A 17006-nucleotide genomic window follows, 5' to 3' on the forward strand; every position below is an offset into this window, starting at 1 on the left:
ACTCCTTTATTTTTCCGCTTTTTTAGCTAACTCTGTATTTTTTTTAATAAATTCATCCATTTTTCCTGAGCTTTGTAATTCTTTGATAACTTGATTAACTTTCTTTTGTAATTCTTCTTCACCTTTTGGTAATGCAATTGCGTAGGCTTCTTCATCGCTCGAAACTAAATCAACATCTGCTAACATCAATTCTGGATTGTTTTCAATATAAGAATTTGCAACTGTTTCCTCTAACACCAATCCATCAATTGATCCTTGTTTTAATTCAATGATTAGATTAGGCACTTTAGCTACAGAAACTAGTTGTGCGTCTGCCACTTGTTCTTTCACAACATCTTCTTGAACTGATCCTTTTTGCGCGCCCACTTTTTTCTTTGCAAAACTTTTTAGACTAGTTAATTCATTTACGTTTTCTTTATTAATCACCATTTTTTGAGGTGGAGCAAAATAATTATCTGAGAAGTCAAATGTTTGTTGACGTTCTTCTGTTGCCGAAATACCAGAAATCGCTAAATTGACTTTTCCTTGTTGTAAGGCTGCTAATACCGCATTGAATTCCATATCCATCACCTCGACTTTGACACCCAATTCTTTCGCGATTTCATTCGCCAAATCAATATCCACACCGACGATTTTATCTTTTCCATCAATCATCGTATGAAATTCAAATGGAGCAAAATCTGCAGAAGTTCCCACCACTAATTTTCCAGAGTCTTGGATGCTTTGAATCACTTCTTTTTTTGAATCATTACTTGTTTCTTTTCCTCCTGAGCTACATGCACCTAAAAGGACCACCATTGAAACCATCGCAAACCAAATTATTTTTTTCATCTATACTCTCCTCTAATATTTATACACACAACATTAAGTTAATGAGTTATTATACATAATATCAGATTTTTTATTCATTTCAAGAGTAATTTTTGAAAAAATATGCGAAAATTTCATTTATCATGAGTTTTTCCTTGTTTTTGACTAAAAATCATTCGCCTCTAACTTCATTCCAAATGATTCCAAGCAAATTCAAAATCAGATCGAAGCGAAGAAAAACAAATTACTTTGTTTTTTTCAATACAACAAAAAGAGGCTGGGAGAAATCCCAACCTCTTATCATCAGTCGTTTAGTACTTACGGAACCTTTCATAACGGTTTTCAAGTAAAGTAGTTACATCCGTTTGCGATAATTCAGTTAACTTTTCAATTATTGCTTTTTTCATTATGTGTGCTACTTTAGGCCAAGGAAGTGGTTCCCCATTAAAAGTTTCTGGAATCACCTTGTCCACAATTCCTAATTCATGTAATTCAGGCGCAGTGATTTTCATCAGCTCAGCCGCTTCAGCCGCTCGGCTTCCATCTTTCCACAAAATAGATGCAAATCCTTCTGGTGAAAGAATCGCATAAATCGTTTGCTCAAGCATCCAAACTTCATCAGCAACACCAAGAGCAAGCGCTCCACCACTGCCGCCTTCACCAATGATGATTGCTAGAACTGGTACTTTCAAATCAGACATTTCTAAAAGATTTTTGGCGATGGCTTCACCTTCGCCACGTTCTTCCGCTCCTACCCCACAATAAGCTCCAGCAGTATTAATCAGCGTGATGACTGGACGTTTAAATTTTTCTGCCTGTTTCATCAATCTCAACGCTTTGCGGTACCCTTCTGGATGTGGTGAACCGAAGTTTCGTTGGATATTTTCTTGTAGATCTCGCCCCTTTTGGATGCCAATCACTGTGATTGGTTTGCCAGCTAAACGAGCAATCCCCCCAACGATTGCTTCATCATCACCAAACAAACGATCACCATGAAACTCCTGAAATCCATCAAAAATTTCTTCAAAAAAATCTAAACTCGTCCAACGTTCTTTTGCTCTAGCTAGTTGAACAACCTCATGAGCTGTTTTATTCATGATCCAACCAACCTTTCTGTGTATGCAACTCAAGCAACTGATGAATGGTTTGCTTCAATTCTGTTCGTGGAACGATCTGATCAACAAAACCATGGGCTAACAAAAATTCTGCCTTTTGAAAATCTTCCGGTAACTCCTGTTTAATCGTTTGTTCAATTACCCGACGACCAGCAAAACCAATCAAGCTTTGCGGCTCAGCTAAAATCACGTCACCTTCCATCGCAAAACTAGCGGTTACACCACCAGTTGTTGGATCAGTCAAAATCGTTAGATAAAAAAGCCCTGCATTACTGTGACGTTTCACCGCTGCGGAAATTTTTGCCATTTGCATTAAAGAAAAAATACCTTCTTGCATTCTGGCACCGCCAGAGGCAGTAAACAAGACCACAGGTAAATTTGCTGTTAACGCCCGTTCAAATAATCTAGTTATTTTTTCGCCAACAATCGTTCCCATGCTTCCCATGATAAAGTTTGAATCCATCACGCCAATTGCCAAAGGAATGTCATTGATCGTTGCTTTACCAGTCAAAATGGCTTCATGCAATCCAGTTTTTTCTTGCATCACTTCGATTTTGTCCTGGTACCCAGGAAAATTCAAAGGATCTTCTGTTGCTAATTCAGTATCCCATTCTTCAAAGCTTTTTTCATCAATCGTTAACGCTAATCGTTGCCAAGCACTGATACGAAACGTGTAACCACAATTCGGACAAACACGTTCTTCACCAATATCTTTTGTGTAAATGATGTGTTTACAATTCGGACACTTTGCCCACATGTTGTCAGGAACAGTTGGTGGACTTGTAGGCTGAGCTCCACGATTTGGGTTAATGCGAATATATTTTTTCTTCTTAAACAGAGCCATCTACTCGCCTCCAATCTCCGTTTCAGGTGTCCAATTTGGTAAAAATTCTTCTTGTAAAAATGCTGTCGTGTAATCACCAGCAATCACTGCTGGATGACTAATCAAGTCCATTTGAAATTCGGCATTTGTCACAACACCATCTGTCACGATTTCACTTAACGCACGTTGCATTTTCATCAACGCCTCAAAGCGTGTATCGCCATGAACAATGACTTTAGCAATCATTGAATCATAGTATGGAGGTATTTTATAGCCTGAATAAACTGCACTATCGACACGTAAACCCATTCCTCCAGCAGGAAGTAATAAGTTTTCAATGGTTCCAGGTGAAGGGGCAAAATGAAAAGCTGGATTTTCTGCATTGATTCGACATTCAATCGCATGACCTTGAAACTTGATGTCGCTTTGTTCTAACCCCAATGGTTCGCCTGCTGCGATTTCAATTTGCTTTTTCACTAAGTCAACATTCGTTACCATTTCTGTCACTGGATGTTCTACTTGAATTCGCGTATTCATTTCCATAAAGTAAAAGGCACCAGATTCATCCATCAGAAATTCAATGGTTCCAGCATTTTCGTAATTTACAGCTTTCGCTGCACGAACAGCCGCAGCGCCTAAATCTGCACGTTTTGCAGCAGAAATCACAACAGATGGTGATTCTTCAAGAACTTTTTGATTATTTCTTTGTAACGAACAATCACGCTCACCCAAATGAATGACATTTCCATAATGATCACCCAATATTTGAACTTCAATGTGTCTTGCTGGATAAATAATTTTTTCCAAATACATTTCGTCATTTCCAAACGCAGCAGCAGCTTCTTGTTGCGCAGAAGCAAAGTGTTGTGGTAGGTCTTCTTTGGTCATTACCTTCCGAATTCCTTTACCACCGCCACCAGCAGCGGCCTTTAGCATAACTGGGTAACCAATCTTATCCGCAACAGACAAAGCTTCTTCCACAGTAGAAAGTACACCTTCGCTTCCCGGGATCACCGGGACTTTCGCTTCTTGCATCAAGCGACGGGCATTAATCTTATTCCCCATCGCATCAATTGTTTCACTTTCAGGCCCAATAAAAACAATATTGCACTCTTCACACATTGATGCAAAACGACTATTTTCAGATAAAAAACCAAAACCTGGGTGAATCGCTTCGGCCTTAGTAACGATTGCCGCACTCAAAACCTGTTGAACATTCAAATAAGAATCAACAGCTTTCGCTGGTCCAATGCAAATCGCTTCATCTGCTAATTGGGTATGCAATGCGTCAGCATCTGCTTCTGAATATACAGCAACGGTTTGAATACCTAATTCACGACAGGCACGAATAATCCGCACGGCAATTTCACCGCGGTTAGCTATCAAAACTTTTGAAAACATATTTCACCTATCCAATCATAAAGGTTAATTCAGCTTCGGCAACTTTTTTGCCATCCACTTTTGCGACACCCTTCCCGATTCCTGCGGAAGATTTTACTTTGATAATTTCAACTTCCAAATATAAAGTATCTCCTGGTGTCACTTTGCGACGGAATTTTGCTTTATCCAATCCGCCAAAATAAGCTGTCTTTCCTTTAAATTGTTCTAAAGACAATAAGGCAACCGCTCCAGCTTGTGCCATTGCTTCAACAATCAGCACACCTGGCATAACTGGTTCTTTCGGAAAATGCCCTTGAAAAAAAGGTTCATTGATTGTGACATTTTTCTTAGCGATAACTCTTTCGCCTGCAACCATTTCTTCCACTCGATCAATCAGCAACATTGGGTAACGATGTGGAATGATTTCTTTGATTTCTTGAATATTCATCTTCTACCTCTTTCTTATTTTGGCTGAATTTTAACGAGTGGTTGACCAAATTCAACAACTTCTTCATTTTCAACCAGAATTTCAACAATTTCTCCGTCAAATTCACTGGTAATCTCATTCATTAGTTTCATCGCTTCAATAATACAGATGATTTCACCTTTTGCTACTTGGTCACCAACTTTTTTGTAAGCTGGTTTGTCCGGTGAAGGTTGTAAATATACAACACCAACAATGGGTGATTTTACTTCGATACCTTCAATTTCTTGCTTCGTGTCCGCTACGACAGACTGTTCCTTGAACGGTTCATCTGGTTTGATTTCTGGTTTAGCTGATACAGATTGGACTGCAGGTGCTTCCATTGTTTGAGGCGCTGTTGCTGCTCCACGACTCGTATTGTTTTTATTCATATAAAGTTCAAATTGACCTTCGCGCAAATCAAATTCAGTCAAAGAAGATTGATCAAATTGCGTTACTAATTCTTTAATTTCACTGATATTCAAACTTATTCCTCCCAGCGTTTCATACAAAGGACCGCATTATGCCCACCGAAACCTAGTGAGTTACTCATTGCATAAGTAATTTCAGCAGGTTTACTGTCATTTTTTACGACTGTTAAATCAATCTCTGGATCTTGATTCACTACGTTGATAGTTGGTGGTATAAATTGGTGCTCTAACGCTAACAACGTTGCTAATGCTTCGATTCCCCCTGCAGCGCCTAGTAAATGACCTGTCATTGATTTCGTGCTGCTAACATAGGTTTCTCGGAAGTTTTCACCAAGTGCTAGCTGAATTGCTTTTGCTTCTGCTTGGTCATTTGCGGGTGTACTTGTTCCGTGGGCGTTGATATAGCCCACTTCTTCTGGCTGGATTCCTGCTTCGTCCATTGCCAATTTCATTGCTTTTGAAGCGCCTGATCCGTCTGGTGTTGGTGCTGTCATATGATAGGCATCACAATTTGAACCGTAACCAACGATTTCACCATAGATTTTTGCACCACGTGCTTTTGCATGTTCCAAGGACTCGATCACTAAGATTCCAGCGCCTTCTCCCATAACAAAACCATTACGCTCTTCATCAAATGGAATGGAACCACGTATTGGATCCGTAGCAGTTGATAAAGCAGTCAACGCAGCAAAACCTGCGATTCCCATTTCACAGATTGTCGCTTCTGTTCCGCCAGCTAAGATAACGTCTGAGTATCCATGTTTGATGTTACGGTAAGCCTCACCAATTGAGTTTGTTCCACTAGCACAAGCTGTAACGATTGATGTACAAATTCCCTTAGCGCCTACTCGTAAGGCAATATTTCCAGCAGCCATGTTAGCGATCGACATAGGAACAAACATTGGGGATACGCGCTTAGCACCTTTTTCATGCAAACGAATTACTTGATTTTCAATTGTTGGTAAACCACCAATTCCAGAGCCAACGATAACGCCGAAACGGTCTTGATTGATTTTTTCTTTTTCTAATCCACTCATTTCAATCGCTTCAAGAGCGGCATAGATTCCATAAATCGAAAACATGTCCATACGTTTGCTGTCTTTTTTAATAAAGTATTTATCATAAGGGAAATCTTTTACTTCACCAGCTAACGTAATTCCTGTTTCAGTTGCATCAAATTTTGTAATTGGTGCAATTCCATTCGTTCCGTTTTTTAAACTATCTAAAAAGCTATCGGCATCGTTTCCGATTGGCGAAGTAACACCATAGCCTGTAATTACTACTCGATTCATCAATCATCTTCCTTTCTATTATCCGTGCATGACCAAACCACCATCAACATTGATCACTTGACCTGTGATGTACGCATTTTCTGCTAAGAAAACTGCAGCTTTGGCAATATCTTCCACATGACCAAAGCGTTGCAGTGGAATTTGTTTTGTGACTTGTTCTTTCACCTTTTCTGATAGAACATCCGTCATGTCCGTTGCAATAAAGCCCGGCGCAATGGCGTTGCATGTGATTCCACGCGTCGCTACTTCTCTTGCAACTGATTTTGTTAAGCCAACAACTCCAGCTTTACTAGCTGCATAGTTTGCTTGTCCGACATTTCCGATTAAACCAGAAACACTTGCCAAATTGATGATTGCACCTTCACGTTTCTTCATCATTTGTTTTAAAACATGTTGGGTCATGTTGAATGTACCAGTCAAATTGATATCCAAACATTTTTTGAAATCTTCAGCGTCCATACGAAGTAATAATTTGTCATTCGTGATTCCGGCGTTATTGACCAAAATGTCAACAGAACCCAGCTTCTCTTGTGCTTCCTTGATCATCTCACCTGCTTTAGTAAAATCAGAGATATCACCAGATACCCCAATACAGGTAACACCTAAAGCTGAAATTTCAGCCAATTTTTCTGAAGAAATCGCGCTGCGACCATTTAAGACAACATTGGCACCCGCTTTAGCAAACGCAATTGCGATTGCTTCCCCGATACCTCTTGTACTTCCTGTGACAAAAACGTTTTTTCCTCTAACGTTCATAATTACCTCCCTGATAATCGTTGATAAGTTTCTTCAAATGTTTGTTGATTCTCAACACGGTAAACAGGAATCGTTTTATCGATTTTTTTCATAAAACCACTCAAGACTTTCCCTGGTCCGACTTCAATCATTTGGTCAATTCCCAATGATTTTAATTTTTCAATACTTTCATAAAAGCGAACAGGAGACATCACTTGACGCTCTAACAAGTTTGGAATTGTCTCTTTTGTCATGATCTCAGTGGTGGTATTACTAATCACTGGGATCTTTGGTTCGTTAACCGAGATCGTTTTTAATTCCTTCGCTAGTTTTTGCGCTGCTGGCGCTAGAATGCCTGTATGAAAGGGTCCACTAACATTTAACGGAATCATTCGTTTAGCGCCTTGTTCTTGTAACAAATCCGTCGCCGCATCAACAGCCACTACTTCTCCACCAATAACGATTTGTTGTGGTGTATTATAATTTGCAGTTGAAACAATCCCATACTGACTTGCTTCTTGGCAACAATCTTCAATTACTTCAATCGGTGTATTCATCACAGCGACCATTTTGCCGCTGCCGGTTGGCGCCGCCTCCGTCATATAAGCACCGCGTTTAGCCACTAATGCCACGGCTTCCTCAAACGATAGCGCTTCACTCGCAACCAATGCGGAATACTCTCCTAAGCTAAGCCCTAATGCCGCATCTGGAGTGATTCCTTGTTCTTGTAATAAACGATGATAGGCAACACTTACCGTTAAAATCGCCGGCTGTGTGTAAGTTGTTTGATTTAGCTGCTGATTCTCAGTAAAACACAAATCTGCCATGTCATAACCAAGAATTTGACTTGCTTCATCAAATGTTTGCTTTACTACAGGTTCATGATATAAATCTTGACCCATGCCTTGATATTGAGCGCCTTGCCCACTAAATAAAAATGCTGTCTTCATTATATTCTCCAATAATTTAGGATAGACGATTAAGTATCCATTTATTCAAAAAGGCCAAGACATTTCATATCGGAAATGTCCCAGCCCCCAACCTTATTACATGATTATGCAGTTTGTTTTTCAACGTAAGTAACTAAATCTTGTACAGTTTTAATGCCATCTTCTGTTTCAATTTTCACATCAAATTCATCTTCGATTTCGTTGATGATTTGGAATAAGTCCAAGCTATCAGCTTCTAAATCTTCTTGAATATCTGTCGTTAATTTAATTTCTTCTGTTTCTTTCCCTAATTCTTCTGCAATAATTTCTTGAATTTTTTCGAATACCATACGATATATTCCTCCGATATTGTTTACAATTTTATAGTTTTATTTTTATCATTTATCAGTTTATAGCTCCATGAGGATACTTCCCCATGTTAAACCTCCGCCATAACCTGTAAATACCACTTTCTGATTACTGCCTAATTGAAGCGTCCCAGCGGAAACTGCCTCATCTAATAAAATAGGAATACTTGCAGCAGAAGTATTACCATACTTGTCCATATTTGCTAGAAACTGCTCTTGTGGAATTTTGACTTTCCGAGCGATTTTCTCAATGATTCGTTGATTTGCTTGATGCAAAAGTAGATAATCAACTGAATTTTCTTGCGTTATTTCTTTTAGATTCTTCGCGACATCACGAACTGCAAAGTCAAAAATATCACGTCCAACCATCTGTAAGTAGTAAGAACCTTCTGACTTTTCAGAATAAAATGGACTTTGATTTTTATGATATCCTGCTGTTAATGAAGAACCTCTTGTGCCATCTGTTGCTAGATGCTCCACTAATAATTTTTGTGTGGCGCCAGCTTCTAATAACACACCACCTGCTCCATCACCGAATAATACAGCTGTCGAGCGGTCTGTCCAGTCAAGTAACTTAGACAACGTTTCTCCACCAATCACAAGCCCTTTTTTTGAGCCACAGCGAATCATTTTTTCAGCAATACTTAGCGCATACACAAAACCAGTACAAGCAGCACTCAAATCAAAAGCAATTGCTTTGGTTGCTCCCAATCGTCCTTGGACTTGTGCAGCCACTGAAGGCATTGCATAATCGGGAGAAATCGTAGCAACTACGATGAAATCTAATTCTTCTGGCTGCGTTTTTTGCTTTTCTAGTAATTTTTGCGCAACTAGGAAACAAAGATCTGATGTTGTTTGATTTGTTACACAACGTCTTTCTCTAATCCCAGTTCGTGAACTGATCCATTCGTCTGATGTCTCCATCATTTGTGAAAGTTCATCGTTTGTCACGATTCTTTCAGGAAGTGCACTTGCAGTTGCCGTAATTGTTCCAAATTGTTCCATTAGCGTTCCTCACTTATACTCTCGCAAGAAATCATGCAAGTTTTTCAGTGCATTTAACAAAGCATGCTGTTCTTGGTCACCCATTCCGTCCAGAATATTTTTGACCATCTCTCGATGAAAATGTTGGTGCACGCGATATAATAGCTTACCCTTTTTCGTTAAGCCTAGTTTTACCACACGCCGATCATCTTCACTGCGAATACGCTCAACATACCCTTTTTTCACTAATTTGTTGATGGCAGTGGTCAAGGTTCCAACAGTGATCGATAACTCCTTTGCTACTTCTGAAGTTGTTTTTTTCTTATACATACCGATTGCCTCGATTGTATGCATCTCAGTAATCGATAGATCGTTGAATTGTGATTTTTTCAACTCAGACTCTTCGATCGTCAAGATATCATTGAACACACTTACGAGATAATCATTAACTGTTTTCAAATCTGGTTCCATGTTCCACCATCCACTAATTAGTTTGATTATCAAATCTTTTGATGTTCAAACTATATCTTAACTTTTTTCAAAAATCAACCGTATTCAGTGATTTTTTTTGATTCTCAGTTTATTTTAAGGAAAAACTCATTTACAAATATTGATAAAATAGATATTCAACAACGATAGATTAAAAAAACATTTCAAAAAAATATTTTGATTATCAAAGCTTTTTCTTCTGTTTATTTTCCAAAAAAGAAGTTTTCTTGTTTGTTTTTTTCAAATTTGTTATAGTTTTTTTGATTGAAAGACAAAAGGAGTAATTATGCTTAAAGAAAAAGTCAAAAATCTACCTCTTCTTCCTGGCGTTTATTTAATGAAAGATAAACACGGTTCAGTGATTTATGTAGGTAAAGCTAAACAGTTAAAAAAACGTGTAAGTAGTTACTTTCAACAAAACAAGCAACATTCAAATAAGGTACTAAGAATGATACATACCATTGTCGATTTTGATTTTGTCGTCGTAGATACTGAACTAGATGCGTTACTCTTAGAATGCGAACTAATTCAACACTATCATCCCATCTATAATCGACAAATGAACTATTTTACTAATTATAATTATCTGCAATTAACTGACACTGGTTTTGTTTTGTCGGATGATCCCACTTCTCAAAGTTTTGGTCCTTTTCGTTCCTATAAAAAAATACCTACTATCTTACGTATTTTAGAAGAAACTTACCAAATGCCTTGGCTGAAAGAAATTAGTTTGCTCGCTTTGCGAACACAGCTACCAACAATCAGTCAACTATCCTTTCAACAAAAGAAAAGAGAAATCCAAGGACTTCTACAAGGTAAAAATAAAAAAATTTTGTCTTATCTTAAACAACGACAAGAACATTTTATTGAACTTCTCAATTTCGAACGTGCAAGTAATATTCAAAATGAGATTGAACTAATGACTTCCTTCATCCGACAAATCAGAAACCAAAAAACATTTTTGCAGACATCTCGTCTTACTTTGGCTTTACCCGTTGCGGCAAATCCACAGCTAACAAAATATTATTTGATTTCCTACGGTCAATTAATAACGACGTCTAAAATGGCTAGTGACATCCTGCCAGATTTTCGTTTCACCGCTGGAAGTGATACTTTAGCAAAAAAACAACAATTGACAAAGGCGGAAGTTGATCCTGTTCAAATTTTGCTCAGCTACCAGCGTAAGATTAGCAAAGAACAGCCGAAAATAAATAATCAATGAGTATCTAGCAGCCACTCAAAAGCACAACATAAAAAGACCGAGACGAATAATCATCTCGGTCTTTTTATGTTGTGTACAAGCTTACGCTAAATTAGCAAAACTATTGGATTAAGTCGTAGATTTCCATCGCAACGATATCAATATTATCAAACTCGTATTGTTGATGTGTATCTGTTTCAGTTAATTCAAATGTAGCAGTTGCTTTATCATAAGTTACTGTACATTTTTCAACGCCTTCTTTTTCAAAGCGACGAACTTGCAACTCGTTGTCTGCTGATTCGACCATAGCCTCCAGTCGTTTAATAATTGCGACTAATTGTGAATGTGTCATAGGAGGTCCTCCTTTTCTTATTTCTGTTATATTGTAACAAAGTCATGGCTGTCTTGCATTGATTTTCGCGAAAAAAACAAGTTTTTTACGATTTTTTTTCTGGGACATTTCCATTCGGCCACCAAAGTTTAATCAACGCTTGTGTCCCATCGTTTTCAAACCCTTTACCAGCCAACTGTTCGTACAAAATGAGTGCTTGTTTAGTAGCAGGTAATTCAAGTGATTGATTTTCTGCTTCATCTAAAGCAATTTTTAAATCTTTGATAAAATGTTTAACAAAAAATCCAGGAGAATAGTCTTCACGTAAAATACGTGGTGCATAATTGCTCAAAGACCAGTTTGCTGCACTACCACCAGAAAGCGTTTCAATCACTTTTTTCAAATCAAGTTGATTTTTCTCTGCGTAAGCTAACATTTCGGTCATACCTGTCATTGTACCAGCAATCATGATTTGGTTAGCCATTTTTGTATGCTGACCTTTTCCTGCATCACCATGTAACGTGAAAGTTGAGCCAAACTCTCTAAAAATCGGCAAAACTTTTTCATAAATATCTTCTCGTCCACCAACCATAATTGTTAACGTAGCATTTTTTGCCCCCAAATCTCCACCTGAGACGGGAGCATCTAATGCAGCTGCTCCCTTTTCAGAAGCTGTCTGAGCAATTTTCTCTGCCAAAGTTGGTGTACTAGTTGTTAAATCAACCACAATTTTTTCTGAAATATTTGCTGAAAAAATGCCATTTTGTCCGTAATAAATTTCCTCAATATCCGTTGGATAACCAACCATTGTAAAAATCACTTGACCTTGTTCAGCCACTAACTGTGGTGTATCTGCCCAAACAGCTCCCTTAGCCACTAAAGGATCTGCTTTTGCTTTCGTTCGATTATAAACGACCACTTCATATCCCGCACGTAATAAGTGTTCAACAATAGAACTACCCATCACACCTGTTCCAATAAATCCGAGTTTCATGTTCTAACCTCCTAAAAAAAACCTTGACTCTAGTATACGCTAGAATCAAGGTTTGTTAAGAATAAATTGCTTTATTTATCGTTTAAATGAATTTAATTTAATTTTGATTCGCTCGATGGAAGCTTCTTCTTCTTTTCGACGCATTTCTTCTTCATGATAAATAATCATGTCTTGGTAAAATTCAATCATGGCTTCACCAAAATGCGTAGATGAAATTTCATAAAGTTTTGCAGCTAAAACCGCTTCATCACCAGGAATATCATCTATTATATATTGAATAAGTGCTTGTGCAAAATCTTCGTCTGTTTCAAAAGTCTTCCCTAGTGATGCGTGATCGAACAGGCGGTTCAAATAAGCGTTACCTTCGACCACACACGGTGTACCAGCAGCCATAGCTTCTGTATACGTGAGTCCTTGTGTTTCCGAGGTGGACGCACTGACAAAATAATCTGCTGCTTTATAATAAAGAGCCACTGCATTGTTATCGACTTCACCGGTAAACTGAACGACTTCTTGTAAATCTAATTCTTCTATTAAATCCTGTAATTCTTCTATATAAGGACCTTTTCCCACAATCACTAAGCGCGCATTTGGATAAGACGCAATGACTTCTGGAAAGCCTTGAATAATTGCTTGAATGTTTTTCTCATAAGAGAGTCGACTAAGCGAAAGCACCATCAATTGGTCATCAGTTAATCCTAATGACGACCGTAATGCGCTGACCTCCTGAGCGGTAATATCTGCTCGCTTAAATTTTTCGATATCAATCCCTGTTGGAATCACTCGTAAAGGTGCAACTACACCATACCCACGCAATGTATCGATCACTCGTTCGCTTGGACAAACAACGCCTGTCGTATGGTTAGCAAAAATACGCGAAAAATATTTGACGTGTGACTGTCTGATCACTTTACCATTTGCAATATAATGAAGATAATCTTCATACATTGTATGGTATGTATGAATAACTGGAATTTTCAATCTTTTTGCTACCATTTTCCCCAAAATTCCCGCTCCAAATTCAGTATGCGTATGGATCAAATCTAGTTCCAACTCCTTGGCAACTAAATAAGCATACCACATGCCTCTCACAACGATTCGCCGATCTTTGAAAGAAACAAACGGAACACTGGGCATTCTAATAACATCTTTTTCTAATTTATCCGCATTCGGATCTGTTGTAGTGAAAATATAGACTTCATGACCATTTTTTTCAAGCTCATCTTTTAATGTCTTGATTGACGTAGAAACTCCGCTAACTTGCGGAAAATAGGTATCGGTAAAAAAGCCAACTTTCATGTTTTTTTGCCTCCAAACTACCTTTTCATTGATTTACTTTTTTTAACCTCTAAAGGTGTTCCTTGTTCCTCCAACACCGTTTCATAAACTTTTTGAAGTTCTTGGCCAATTCGCTCGATGCTTCGCTCCTCAGCTGTTTTATAGCCAGCTTGCACTAAACTTGGAATCTCTTTTTCAGTTATTTGTCTGATTTTCTCAATAAATTCTTGATTCGTTCGTCCCATATAACAGTTTTTACCATCTTGTAACCAGCCTTCATAAACTGGAATATCTCTAACTAAAACATTTTGTTGACTTGCTAACGCCTCTAAAACAACGATTCCTTCCGTTTCTTCATAGGAAGGAAAGAAAAACAAATCTGCACCAGAATAAGCACCTTCAATGACATCTCCACGAATATAACCAGGAAATATAACATTTTTTGGATGATCTTCTTTGACGATTTTTCGAATATTTTTAGGGATCGAGTACATCGGTACATGACCAAACCAAATAAATGTGTACTCAGGCATTTCTCTCGCAATTTCAACGAAGTCAATGATTCCCTTTCGTTCAAAAAATAAGCCAACACAAATCACTACTTTTTGATTTGGAGATAAATCGAAATATTCTCTAAATTTTTGTTCTTTCGTAAGATCCGGTTGATATTTATCTAAATCAATCCCATTGGAAATCGCACGAATGGGAACTTCAATTCCGTAGCTTTCCAATAACCTTTTAGAATATGGCGTAGGCGTAATCAAATAGTCTGCCTTTTGGTACAAACTCACTAGATATTTTTTGACGACAGGAGATAATTGGTTAGACCCAATAAACGAATTGCGAAAGTCTTCTTCTGTCGAATGTGCATGATAAACAACCTTTTTGCCATCTCTTCGTGCTTTGTTAACCATATTATGACTATTGATACCATAAGTATTAATGTGCAAAATGTCATAGTCGTCATTGGTATCTAAGGTATAGGGAATCCCTACATCTGACAAAGCACGCTTTTGATGATCAAGCGCACGTCCAATCCCAGATTTTGCAAGTATTTTTTCACTTTCAAAATATAATAATACTTTCACCTTACGTCCCCCTTCTCCTCTATAGTATAACATAGCCATGAAACTGTCACTCAAACTTAAGCCCTATTTTTCAACAACTTTAAAAGTAAGCGATTCAATTGAAAAAACTAATTCGATTTTGAGAAAACAAAAAAGTGTTAGAAATCTCACTAAATTAGCAAAATTTCTAACACTTAACAATCAAACTTATTTTACGTATTCATTTACAAGCTCAACGACTTCTTCCATTGTATCGCAGTCTTTCAACGCGCGATCAGCAAGTTCAGCCATTTTCGTTGTATCTAAACGTTTCATCAAGCTACGTGTTTTGAGGATAGATGTTGCACTCATTGAGAACTCATCTAAGCCCATACCAACTAATAGAGGCACGGCTGTTTGATCTCCAGCCATTTCTCCACACATTCCAGCCCATTTGCCTTCAGCATGTGCTGCGTCAATTACGTTTTTAATTAAACGTAAGATTGATGGATTGTAAGGTTGATATAGATATGAAACACGTTCGTTCATGCGGTCAGCAGCCATAGTGTATTGGATCAAGTCATTTGTACCTACTGAGAAGAAGTCAACTTCCTTAGCAAACTTGTCAGCAATAACAGCTGCGGCAGGAATTTCAATCATAATTCCGACTTGGATCGTATCAGATACTTCCACGCCTTCATTGATTAATTTTTGTTTTTCATCTTCAAAGATTCCTTTTGCTGCACGGAATTCTTTCAAAGTAGCTACCATTGGGAACATGATACGCAAGTTACCATGAACAGAGGCGCGTAATAATGCACGCATTTGTGTGCGGAACATATCGTCACCTTGTTCAGACAAGCTGATACGTAGTGCACGATACCCTAAGAATGGGTTCATTTCGTGTGGTAATTGTAAGTAAGGCAGTTCTTTGTCCCCACCGATGTCCATTGTACGAACAACAACAGGTTTACCTTCCATACCTTCTAAGACAGCTTTATAAGCTTCATATTGGTCATCTTCTGTAGGGAAGTCTGGAGAATCCATGTATAAGAATTCTGTACGATAAAGACCAACAGCTTCTCCGCCGTTGTTATGAACACCAACTAAATCTTTTGGCGTTCCGATATTTGCAGCCAATTCAAAATGCTTGCCATCAGCTGTAACTGTTTCAGCATTTTTTAATTTTTCCCATTCTGCTTTTTGTGCAGCATAAGATTCGCCTGCTTTAGTAAATTCAGCCTTTTGTTCGTCTGTTGGTTCGATGATAACGTCACCTTCGATACCATTAACAGCCAACATTTGGCCTTCTTTTACTTTAGCAGTGATTTCTTTTGTTCCAACGATTGCTGGAATTTCTAAAGAACGAGCCATAATCGCAGAGTGAGAAGTACGTCCACCAATATCAGTCACAAAAGCTTTAACGAATGTACGATCTAATTGAGCTGTGTCACTTGGTGTCAAATCATGGGCAACAACGACAACTTCTTCATTGATCATTGAAGGATTTGGCAAGTTCACACCTAATAGATGCGCTAAAATACGTTTTGCAACGTCACGAATATCAGCAGCACGTTCTTGCATATAAGCGTTGTCATCCATAGCTTCAAACATGCCAATATACATATCAGTTACTTCTTTAAGAGCTGATTCAGCATTCACACTGTTATCTTTAATATTTTGCTTGATTTGACCAATCATTTCTGGGTCTGATAGAACCATCAAATGAGCATCAAATACTTGCGCTTCTGCTTCACCTAAGCTTTGCGCTGCTTTTTCACGAATTTGTTGCAATTCTTCAGTAGATTTTGATAATGCAGCATCTAAACGAGTTTCTTCAGCATCTGTATCTTCTACTGTTGTCTTACTGAATGATAAATCCGGTTGAACTAGCAGGTAAGCTTTTGCAACGGCTACACCGTCACTAGCGGCAATCCCTTTTAGCATTTCAACCATTATTCAGATAAGCCTTCTTTCTTCATTGTTTCTACGATAGCTGCCATAGCGTCTGCTTCGTCAGCACCTTCAGCTGTAATTGTAACGTCAGAACCTTGACCTACACCTAAAGACATAACGCCCATGATAGATTTCAAGTTTACTGATTTACCTTTATACTCTAAGTTTACATCAGAGTTAAATTTGCTTGCTGTTTGTACTAATAATGTAGCTGGACGTGCGTGGATCCCAGTTTCTGCTACTACGTGAAATTCTTTCTTTTCCATATTGATCGGTCTCCTTTAAGTGAGTGTTGTTTTTATGTGAGGGTTTTCTTTTTTAGCAATCCAGAAGATTTCTAATAAAGCTTTACCCTTTCATTTGTAAAGATTACCATTTTTT

General features: G+C 38.1%; 19 protein-coding genes. 1 reads left to right on the forward strand and 18 read right to left on the reverse strand.

The genetic code is table 11. The annotated features are described in order from the left end of the window. Positions 1-6 precede the first annotated feature (6 nt). The 12 genes from AC4BD1_RS07920 to fabT form a co-directional block, all read right to left on the reverse strand. A complete protein-coding gene (locus tag AC4BD1_RS07920) occupies positions 7-831 on the reverse strand; it encodes a transporter substrate-binding domain-containing protein (protein ID WP_490485440.1) in 825 nt (274 codons plus the stop codon). A 290-nt stretch (positions 832-1121) separates the two neighbouring features. Then, complete coding sequence (locus AC4BD1_RS07925) at positions 1122-1907, reverse strand: acetyl-CoA carboxylase carboxyl transferase subunit alpha (RefSeq protein ID WP_206909153.1); 786 nt, start codon at positions 1905-1907, stop codon at positions 1122-1124. Then, on the reverse strand, positions 1900-2769 hold the full coding sequence (gene accD, locus AC4BD1_RS07930; protein ID WP_206909151.1) for an acetyl-CoA carboxylase, carboxyltransferase subunit beta: 870 nt from the start codon (positions 2767-2769) through the stop codon (positions 1900-1902). Before accD ends, AC4BD1_RS07925 begins: the two co-directional genes overlap by 8 nt. Next, positions 2770-4149 (reverse strand): acetyl-CoA carboxylase biotin carboxylase subunit, encoded by a 1380-nt coding sequence (locus tag AC4BD1_RS07935; protein WP_490485441.1) that lies wholly within the window; start codon positions 4147-4149, stop codon positions 2770-2772. It abuts the gene before it with no gap. A 7-nt stretch (positions 4150-4156) separates the two neighbouring features. Beyond that, the gene (fabZ, locus tag AC4BD1_RS07940; RefSeq protein WP_490485443.1) at positions 4157-4576 is read right to left on the reverse strand and encodes a 3-hydroxyacyl-ACP dehydratase FabZ; all 420 of its coding nucleotides are present in this window, start codon (positions 4574-4576) and stop codon (positions 4157-4159) included. A 14-nt stretch (positions 4577-4590) separates the two neighbouring features. After that, the gene (gene accB / locus AC4BD1_RS07945; RefSeq protein WP_490485445.1) at positions 4591-5076 is read right to left on the reverse strand and encodes an acetyl-CoA carboxylase biotin carboxyl carrier protein; all 486 of its coding nucleotides are present in this window, start codon (positions 5074-5076) and stop codon (positions 4591-4593) included. 2 nt (positions 5077-5078) lie between these two features. Continuing rightward, positions 5079-6314: a beta-ketoacyl-ACP synthase II gene (fabF, locus tag AC4BD1_RS07950; protein ID WP_490485446.1), complete on the reverse strand. Its 1236-nt coding sequence runs from the start codon at positions 6312-6314 to the stop codon at positions 5079-5081. A gap of 18 nt (positions 6315-6332) precedes the next feature. Then, positions 6333-7070 carry a 3-oxoacyl-[acyl-carrier-protein] reductase gene (fabG, locus tag AC4BD1_RS07955; RefSeq protein WP_206909142.1) on the reverse strand — a complete coding sequence of 246 codons (738 nt, stop codon included), beginning with the start codon at positions 7068-7070 and terminating at the stop codon, positions 6333-6335. A 2-nt stretch (positions 7071-7072) separates the two neighbouring features. Beyond that, positions 7073-7999 carry an ACP S-malonyltransferase gene (gene fabD / locus AC4BD1_RS07960; protein ID WP_490485447.1) on the reverse strand — a complete coding sequence of 309 codons (927 nt, stop codon included), beginning with the start codon at positions 7997-7999 and terminating at the stop codon, positions 7073-7075. 104 nt (positions 8000-8103) lie between these two features. Beyond that, complete coding sequence (locus AC4BD1_RS07965) at positions 8104-8328, reverse strand: acyl carrier protein (RefSeq protein ID WP_002287614.1); 225 nt, start codon at positions 8326-8328, stop codon at positions 8104-8106. A 60-nt stretch (positions 8329-8388) separates the two neighbouring features. Beyond that, on the reverse strand, positions 8389-9351 hold the full coding sequence (locus AC4BD1_RS07970) for a beta-ketoacyl-ACP synthase III (protein WP_490485448.1): 963 nt from the start codon (positions 9349-9351) through the stop codon (positions 8389-8391). Positions 9352-9360: 9 nt separating this feature from the next. Beyond that, positions 9361-9801 carry a fatty acid biosynthesis transcriptional regulator FabT gene (gene fabT / locus AC4BD1_RS07975; protein WP_067480856.1) on the reverse strand — a complete coding sequence of 147 codons (441 nt, stop codon included), beginning with the start codon at positions 9799-9801 and terminating at the stop codon, positions 9361-9363. Positions 9802-10105: 304 nt separating this feature from the next. Between fabT and AC4BD1_RS07980 the strand changes: the two genes are divergently transcribed. Beyond that, on the forward strand, positions 10106-11041 hold the full coding sequence (locus AC4BD1_RS07980) for a GIY-YIG nuclease family protein (RefSeq protein ID WP_490466229.1): 936 nt from the start codon (positions 10106-10108) through the stop codon (positions 11039-11041). A 100-nt stretch (positions 11042-11141) separates the two neighbouring features. Here AC4BD1_RS07980 and AC4BD1_RS07985 read toward each other — a convergent pair whose 3' ends face one another. The 6 genes from AC4BD1_RS07985 to AC4BD1_RS08010 form a co-directional block, all read right to left on the reverse strand. Then, complete coding sequence (locus AC4BD1_RS07985) at positions 11142-11372, reverse strand: YkuJ family protein (protein WP_206899131.1); 231 nt, start codon at positions 11370-11372, stop codon at positions 11142-11144. Positions 11373-11457: 85 nt separating this feature from the next. Continuing rightward, positions 11458-12345 carry an NAD(P)-dependent oxidoreductase gene (locus AC4BD1_RS07990; protein WP_490485449.1) on the reverse strand — a complete coding sequence of 296 codons (888 nt, stop codon included), beginning with the start codon at positions 12343-12345 and terminating at the stop codon, positions 11458-11460. A 75-nt stretch (positions 12346-12420) separates the two neighbouring features. Further along, on the reverse strand, positions 12421-13644 hold the full coding sequence (locus tag AC4BD1_RS07995; RefSeq protein WP_490485450.1) for a glycosyltransferase family 4 protein: 1224 nt from the start codon (positions 13642-13644) through the stop codon (positions 12421-12423). A gap of 17 nt (positions 13645-13661) precedes the next feature. Then, a complete protein-coding gene (locus tag AC4BD1_RS08000; protein WP_490485451.1) occupies positions 13662-14711 on the reverse strand; it encodes an LTA glycolipid anchor biosynthesis glycosyltransferase, IagA/BgsA family in 1050 nt (349 codons plus the stop codon). A 186-nt stretch (positions 14712-14897) separates the two neighbouring features. Beyond that, on the reverse strand, positions 14898-16625 hold the full coding sequence (ptsP, locus tag AC4BD1_RS08005; protein WP_490466232.1) for a phosphoenolpyruvate--protein phosphotransferase: 1728 nt from the start codon (positions 16623-16625) through the stop codon (positions 14898-14900). Next, positions 16625-16891 carry a phosphocarrier protein HPr gene (locus tag AC4BD1_RS08010; protein WP_002287602.1) on the reverse strand — a complete coding sequence of 89 codons (267 nt, stop codon included), beginning with the start codon at positions 16889-16891 and terminating at the stop codon, positions 16625-16627. The genes ptsP and AC4BD1_RS08010 overlap by 1 nt, the downstream gene beginning before the upstream one ends. Positions 16892-17006 lie beyond the last annotated feature (115 nt).

Source organism: Enterococcus sp. DJ147D b, assembly GCF_058216655.1.